This is a genomic window from Citrobacter sp. wls826 (assembly GCF_005281245.1).
In the GTDB taxonomy this organism is placed as follows: domain Bacteria; phylum Pseudomonadota; class Gammaproteobacteria; order Enterobacterales; family Enterobacteriaceae; genus Citrobacter; species Citrobacter braakii.
The window spans coordinates 11,113-17,684 of sequence record NZ_SZWS01000045.1 but is presented as its reverse complement, the minus strand read 5'-3'; the positions used below and the strand labels follow the sequence as shown (position 1 = coordinate 17,684).

Here is a 6,572-nt window from a genome sequence, read left to right as displayed (position 1 = left end):
CGCTGAAATCAGCGGCTTTTTTATGCTTACCTGAGAAAGAGCGTTAATTACTCTTCTTTCGCGCCACGCATTGCACGGCGACGATCGTTTTCAGTCAGGTGACGCTTACGGATACGGATAGAGGTTGGGGTAACTTCTACCAGTTCGTCGTCATCGATGAATTCCAGAGCCTGCTCCAGAGTCATCTTAACCGGCGGAACCAGAACCGTTGCTTCGTCAGTACCGGACGCACGCATGTTGGTCAGTTTCTTACCGGTCAGGCAGTTTACAGTCAGGTCGTTAGAGCGGCTGTGAATACCGATGATCTGGCCTTCGTAAACTTCAGCACCGTGACCCAGGAACAGCTTACCGCGGTCCTGCAGGCTGAACAGTGCGAACGCAACTGCTTTACCCTGGCCGTTGGAGATCAGTACGCCGTTCTGACGCTGACCCACATCACCCGCACGAACATCGTCGTAGTGGCTGAAGGTGGAGTACAGCAGACCGGTACCGGAAGTCATGGTCATGAATTCTGAACGGAAGCCGATCAGACCACGGCTTGGGATCACGTAGTCAAGACGTACGCGGCCTTTGCCATCTGGATTCATGTTTTTCAGGTCGCCTTTACGCTCACCCAGAGCCTGCATGACAGAACCCTGATGCTGCTCTTCTACGTCCAGCGTTACGTTTTCGAACGGCTCTTGTTTACGGCCGTCGATTTCGCGGAAGATTACTTTCGGACGGGAAACCGCCATTTCGAAACCTTCACGACGCATGTTCTCGATCAGAACAGACAGGTGCAGCTCACCACGACCGGATACACGGAACGCATCCGCATCTTCGGTTTCTTCAACGCGCAACGCAACGTTGTGCACCAGCTCTTTGTTCAGGCGGTCAAGGATCTGACGAGAGGTAACATACTTACCTTCTTTACCACAGAACGGGGAGGTGTTTACGCAGAAGAACATGGTTACGGTCGGTTCATCAACGGACAGAGCCGGCAGCGCTTCGACGTTCTGCGGGTCGCAGATGGTGTCGGAGATGTTCAGTTCGCCCAGACCGGTGATCGCGATGATATCGCCCGCTTCGGCAATATCACTCTCGATACGTTCCAGACCCAGATGGGTCAGAACTTTACCGACTTTACCGTTACGGGTTTTGCCTTCGCTATCAATGATAGTGATCTGCTGGTTCGGTTTAACTTTACCGCGTTTGATACGGCCGATGCCGATTACGCCAACGTAGTTGTTGTAGTCCAGCTGAGAGATTTGCATCTGCAGCGGGCCATCAAGGTCTACGCTTGGAGCCGGAACACGATCAACGATGGTCTGATACAGCGGAGTCATGTCTTCAGCCATATCTTCGTGATCCAGACCTGCGATACCGTTCAGCGCGGAAGCGTAAACGATCGGGAAGTCCAGCTGCTCGTCGGTAGCGTCGAGGTTAACGAACAGGTCAAATACCTGATCAACAACCCAGTCAGGACGCGCGCCAGGGCGGTCAACTTTGTTGATAACAACAATTGGCTTCAGGCCATGGGCAAAGGCTTTTTTGGTCACGAAGCGCGTCTGCGGCATCGGACCATCCATTGCATCCACCACCAGCAGCACGGAGTCGACCATGGACATTACACGTTCAACTTCACCACCGAAGTCGGCGTGCCCTGGGGTATCAACGATGTTGATACGGTAGTCATTCCATTTGATAGCGGTGTTTTTAGCGAGGATGGTAATCCCACGCTCTTTCTCCAAATCGTTGGAGTCCATCACGCGCTCTTGGGTTTCAGCACGTGCATCGAACGTACCGGATTGTTGGAGCAGCTTGTCTACCAGGGTCGTTTTACCATGGTCTACGTGCGCGATGATGGCGATGTTACGCAAATTTTCGATCACAACTTTGCCTCAGGCATTTTAGAAATAGCGCGTTATTGTACACGGATTAATCGCAGTACAAAACAGGATCACAAACATCCTCCGCAAACAAGTATTGCAGAGTTTCTTTGTGATCACATTCACGGAGCGTTAAAAGGGGTAATCTGACATGCTTTGCACCAATATGGTGCTTAATGTTCACATTAAAGCACTATAATGGTGCAATACAACCTTCATGGTGCAGCCCCTTTGCACGATAGTGCGCATGATAACGCCTTTTAGGGGCAATTTAAAAGTTGGCACAGATTTCGCTTTATATTTTTTACGGCGACACGGCCAATTTTTTGCAGAATTGAAGACTTCGTTACCACGACGACCATGACCAATCCGGGAGAGTAAGTATGTCCGCTGAACACGTTTTGACGATGCTGAACGAACACGAAGTGAAGTTTGTTGATTTACGCTTCACTGATACCAAAGGTAAAGAACAGCACGTCACTATTCCTGCTCATCAGGTAAATGCCGAATTCTTTGAAGAAGGCAAAATGTTTGACGGCTCCTCAATCGGTGGCTGGAAAGGCATTAACGAATCAGACATGGTTCTGATGCCAGATGCGTCTACTGCACTTATCGACCCGTTCTATGAAGAGTCCACCCTGATCATCCGTTGCGATATCCTGGAACCAGGTACGCTGCAGGGCTACGACCGCGACCCGCGCTCCATCGCTAAACGCGCTGAAGAGTATCTGCGTTCTACCGGCATCGCAGACACCGTTCTGTTCGGGCCTGAGCCAGAGTTCTTCCTGTTTGACGACATCCGTTTCGGCGCGTCCATTTCCGGTTCCCACGTGGCTATCGATGACATCGAAGGCGCATGGAACTCCTCCACCAAATACGAAGGTGGTAACAAAGGTCACCGTCCTGGCGTGAAAGGCGGTTACTTCCCGGTTCCTCCGGTAGATTCTTCTCAGGACATCCGTTCTACCATGTGTCTGATCATGGAAGAAATGGGCCTGGTTGTTGAAGCGCATCACCACGAAGTGGCGACCGCAGGTCAGAACGAAATCGCGACCCGCTTTAACACCATGACCAAAAAAGCGGACGAAATTCAGATCTACAAATATGTGGTTCACAACGTCGCTCACCGTTTCGGTAAAACCGCGACCTTTATGCCAAAACCTATGTTTGGCGATAACGGTTCCGGTATGCACTGCCACATGTCTCTGTCCAAGAACGGCGTAAACCTGTTCTCTGGCGACAAATATGCGGGTCTGTCTGAGCAGGCGCTGTTCTACATCGGCGGCGTAATCAAACACGCTAAAGCGATCAACGCCCTGGCTAACCCAACCACCAACTCTTACAAGCGTCTGGTCCCAGGCTACGAAGCGCCGGTAATGCTGGCTTACTCTGCCCGTAACCGTTCTGCTTCTATCCGTATTCCGGTAGTGGCTTCTCCGAAAGCGCGTCGTATCGAAGTGCGTTTCCCGGACCCGGCTGCTAACCCGTACCTGTGCTTCGCAGCACTGCTGATGGCGGGTCTTGACGGTATTAAGAACAAGATCCACCCGGGCGAAGCCATGGATAAAAACCTGTACGACCTGCCGCCGGAAGAAGCGAAAGAGATCCCACAGGTTGCTGGTTCTCTGGAAGAAGCACTGAAAGAACTGGATCTGGACCGTGAGTTCCTGACTGCAGGCGGCGTGTTCACCAATGAAGCGATCGATGCGTACATTACGCTGCGTCGCGAAGAAGATGACCGCGTGCGTATGACTCCGCACCCGGTAGAGTTTGAGCTGTACTACAGCGTTTAATTAGTACCAATACTCCGTAGATTTCTTGTTGCGACCCACGCGGCTGTAGCAAGAAAAATATAGAGTCTTTAAGTTGCCGTGGAACTTTTAGCCCATCCCAGGATGGGCTTTTTTCTCCACTAACAACCTGCTTCCTCGCGCTTTTTTGATGTAAAAAGCTATAATGCACTAAATTGGTGCAACACTTTTCAGGAGACTGCTGAATGGCAACCGGCACGCTGCCCGATGCTGGGCAGATCCTCAATTCTTTAATCAACAGCATCTTACTCGTCGACGATGAGCTGGCGGTACATTACGCCAACCCGGCGGCACAACAGCTGCTCGCCCAAAGCTCCCGCAAACTGTTTGGTACCCCACTTCCCGATCTGTTGAGTTATTTCTCCTTAAACATCGGGCTGATGCGAGAGAGCCTGGAAGCAGGCCAGGGCTTTACGGATAACGAAGTGACGCTGGTGATAGATAGCCACTCACATATCCTCTCTGTGACCGCTCAGAGGCTGCCTGATGGCCTTATCCTGCTGGAGATGGCGCCAATGGATAACCAGCGCCGTCTGAGCCAGGAACAGCTCCAGCACGCCCAGCAGATTGCTGCCCGCGATCTGGTGCGCGGCCTGGCGCACGAAATTAAAAACCCGCTGGGTGGATTACGCGGCGCGGCGCAACTGCTCAGTAAAGCGCTTCCGGACCCGGCGCTGACCGAATATACCAAAGTCATTATTGAGCAGGCCGACCGCCTGCGTAATCTGGTCGACCGTTTGCTGGGACCACAACAGCCGGGAATGCACGTCACAGAAAGTATCCACAAAGTGGCGGAGCGCGTGGTGGCTCTGGTCTCGATGGAGCTGCCGGAAAACGTCACGCTGATTCGTGATTACGACCCGAGTCTGCCTGAATTACTGCACGACCCGGACCAGATCGAGCAGGTTTTGCTGAACATCGTGCGCAATGCTTTGCAGGCGCTGGGACCGGAAGGCGGCGAGATTATTCTGCGTACCCGCACCGCGTTTCAGCTCACGCTGCACGGTATGCGTTATCGTCTGGCGGCGAGGATTGATGTTGAGGATAACGGTCCGGGAATTCCCTCGCATTTGCAGGACACGCTGTTCTACCCAATGGTCAGCGGTCGCGAAGGCGGTACCGGCCTTGGATTATCCATCGCCCGTAATTTGATTGATCAACATTCCGGCAAAATTGAATTTACCAGTTGGCCGGGTCATACCGAGTTCTCGGTTTACCTGCCTATCAGGAAATAAAGGTGACGTTTATGCAACGAGGAATAGTCTGGGTAGTTGATGACGATAGTTCCATCCGTTGGGTGCTTGAACGTGCGCTCGCAGGGGCAGGACTAAGCTGCACTACATTTGAGAGTGGTAAAGAGGTACTGGACGCGCTGGCCAGCAAAACGCCGGACGTACTGCTGTCGGATATCCGCATGCCGGGCATGGACGGCCTGACGCTGTTAAAACAGATCAAACAGCGGCATCCGATGCTTCCGGTCATCATAATGACCGCACACTCCGATCTGGATGCTGCCGTCAGCGCCTACCAGCAAGGGGCGTTTGATTATCTGCCCAAACCTTTTGATATTGATGAAGCCGTGGCGCTGGTCGAACGCGCCATCAGCCATTATCAGGAACAGCAGCAGCCGCGTAATATTCAAATCAACGGCCCAACAACCGACATCATCGGCGAAGCACCGGCAATGCAAGACGTCTTTCGCATTATTGGTCGCCTGTCCCGTTCTTCAATCAGCGTATTGATTAACGGAGAGTCCGGGACCGGTAAAGAGCTGGTCGCCCATGCGTTGCACCGTCATAGTCCGCGCGTCAAAGCACCGTTTATCGCGCTGAACATGGCTGCTATTCCGAAAGATTTGATCGAGTCTGAGCTGTTTGGCCATGAAAAAGGGGCGTTTACCGGGGCAAATACGATTCGTCAGGGGCGCTTTGAACAGGCAGACGGCGGCACGCTGTTCCTCGATGAAATTGGCGATATGCCGCTGGACGTGCAGACACGCTTATTGCGCGTATTAGCCGATGGACAGTTTTACCGCGTTGGCGGTTATGCGCCTGTGAAGGTGGACGTACGTATTATCGCCGCCACGCACCAGAACCTGGAACTGCGGGTGCAGGAAGGCAAATTCCGTGAGGACTTATTCCATCGCCTGAACGTCATCCGGGTGCATCTGCCGCCACTGCGCGAACGTCGGGAAGATATCCCACGCCTGGCGCGTCATTTCCTGCAGGAGGCCGCCCGCGAACTGGGAGTAGAAGCCAAGCAATTACACACTGAAACCGAGGCGGCGCTCACCCGTCTGTCATGGCCGGGAAACGTGCGTCAGCTTGAGAATACCTGTCGCTGGTTAACCGTAATGGCCGCCGGACAGGAAGTACTCATTCAGGACTTACCGACCGAACTGTTTGAAACCACCGTGCCTGACGCACCGTCCCATATGCAGCCAGACAGTTGGGCAACCCTGTTGGCACAGTGGGCGGATCGGGCATTACGTTCCGGTCATCAAAACCTGCTTTCAGAGGCTCAACCGGAGATGGAGCGCACGCTGCTGACCACCGCGCTACGTCATACCCAGGGGCATAAACAGGAAGCGGCACGGCTGCTCGGTTGGGGCCGTAATACCTTGACGCGAAAGTTAAAAGAACTCGGAATGGAGTGACGATCGGTCACTGTGTAAAGATTGATAATTGAGCGCAAATTGCTGCTATTTTGCGCTTTACTGTTCCGATGAGTTAAGTATGATCGTGCCCGGCAAACGGGGGGAAGTCATCATGCTGGAATCAATGATAAATCTGCTATCGAGTGGTGCGGTTGAAAGCCATACGCCACAAACTGCGGTTGCCGCCGTGCTGTGTGCGGCGCTGGTTGGGCTGTTCAGCTAGCGGGTTTGTCGGGT

The 6,572-nt window shown here is 53.1% G+C and carries 5 protein-coding genes; 4 read left to right on the top strand and 1 reads right to left on the bottom strand.

Annotation, left to right across the window (positions count from 1 at the left end; translation table 11 throughout):
* Positions 1–47 precede the first annotated feature (47 nt).
* Positions 48–1,871 (bottom strand): ribosome-dependent GTPase TypA, encoded by a 1,824-nt coding sequence (gene typA / locus FDW87_RS09660; RefSeq protein WP_008786988.1) that lies wholly within the window; start codon positions 1,869–1,871, stop codon positions 48–50.
* Between the two features lie 380 nt (positions 1,872–2,251).
* Here typA and glnA point away from each other — a divergent pair, with 380 nt between their 5' ends.
* The 4 genes from glnA to FDW87_RS09635 all read left to right on the top strand — a co-directional run bounded on the left by glnA (position 2,252) and on the right by FDW87_RS09635 (position 6,558).
* Positions 2,252–3,661, top strand: coding sequence for a glutamate--ammonia ligase (gene glnA / locus FDW87_RS09655; RefSeq protein WP_003028638.1), 1,410 nt, complete (start codon positions 2,252–2,254; stop codon positions 3,659–3,661).
* A 203-nt stretch (positions 3,662–3,864) separates the two neighbouring features.
* Positions 3,865–4,914 carry a nitrogen regulation protein NR(II) gene (glnL, locus tag FDW87_RS09645; RefSeq protein ID WP_016155163.1) on the top strand — a complete coding sequence of 350 codons (1,050 nt, stop codon included), beginning with the start codon at positions 3,865–3,867 and terminating at the stop codon, positions 4,912–4,914.
* Between the two features lie 11 nt (positions 4,915–4,925).
* Positions 4,926–6,335 carry a nitrogen regulation protein NR(I) gene (gene glnG / locus FDW87_RS09640; RefSeq protein ID WP_047357802.1) on the top strand — a complete coding sequence of 470 codons (1,410 nt, stop codon included), beginning with the start codon at positions 4,926–4,928 and terminating at the stop codon, positions 6,333–6,335.
* Positions 6,336–6,447: 112 nt separating this feature from the next.
* Positions 6,448–6,558 (top strand): YshB family small membrane protein, encoded by a 111-nt coding sequence (locus tag FDW87_RS09635; protein ID WP_003028631.1) that lies wholly within the window; start codon positions 6,448–6,450, stop codon positions 6,556–6,558.
* Positions 6,559–6,572: the final 14 nt, after the last annotated feature.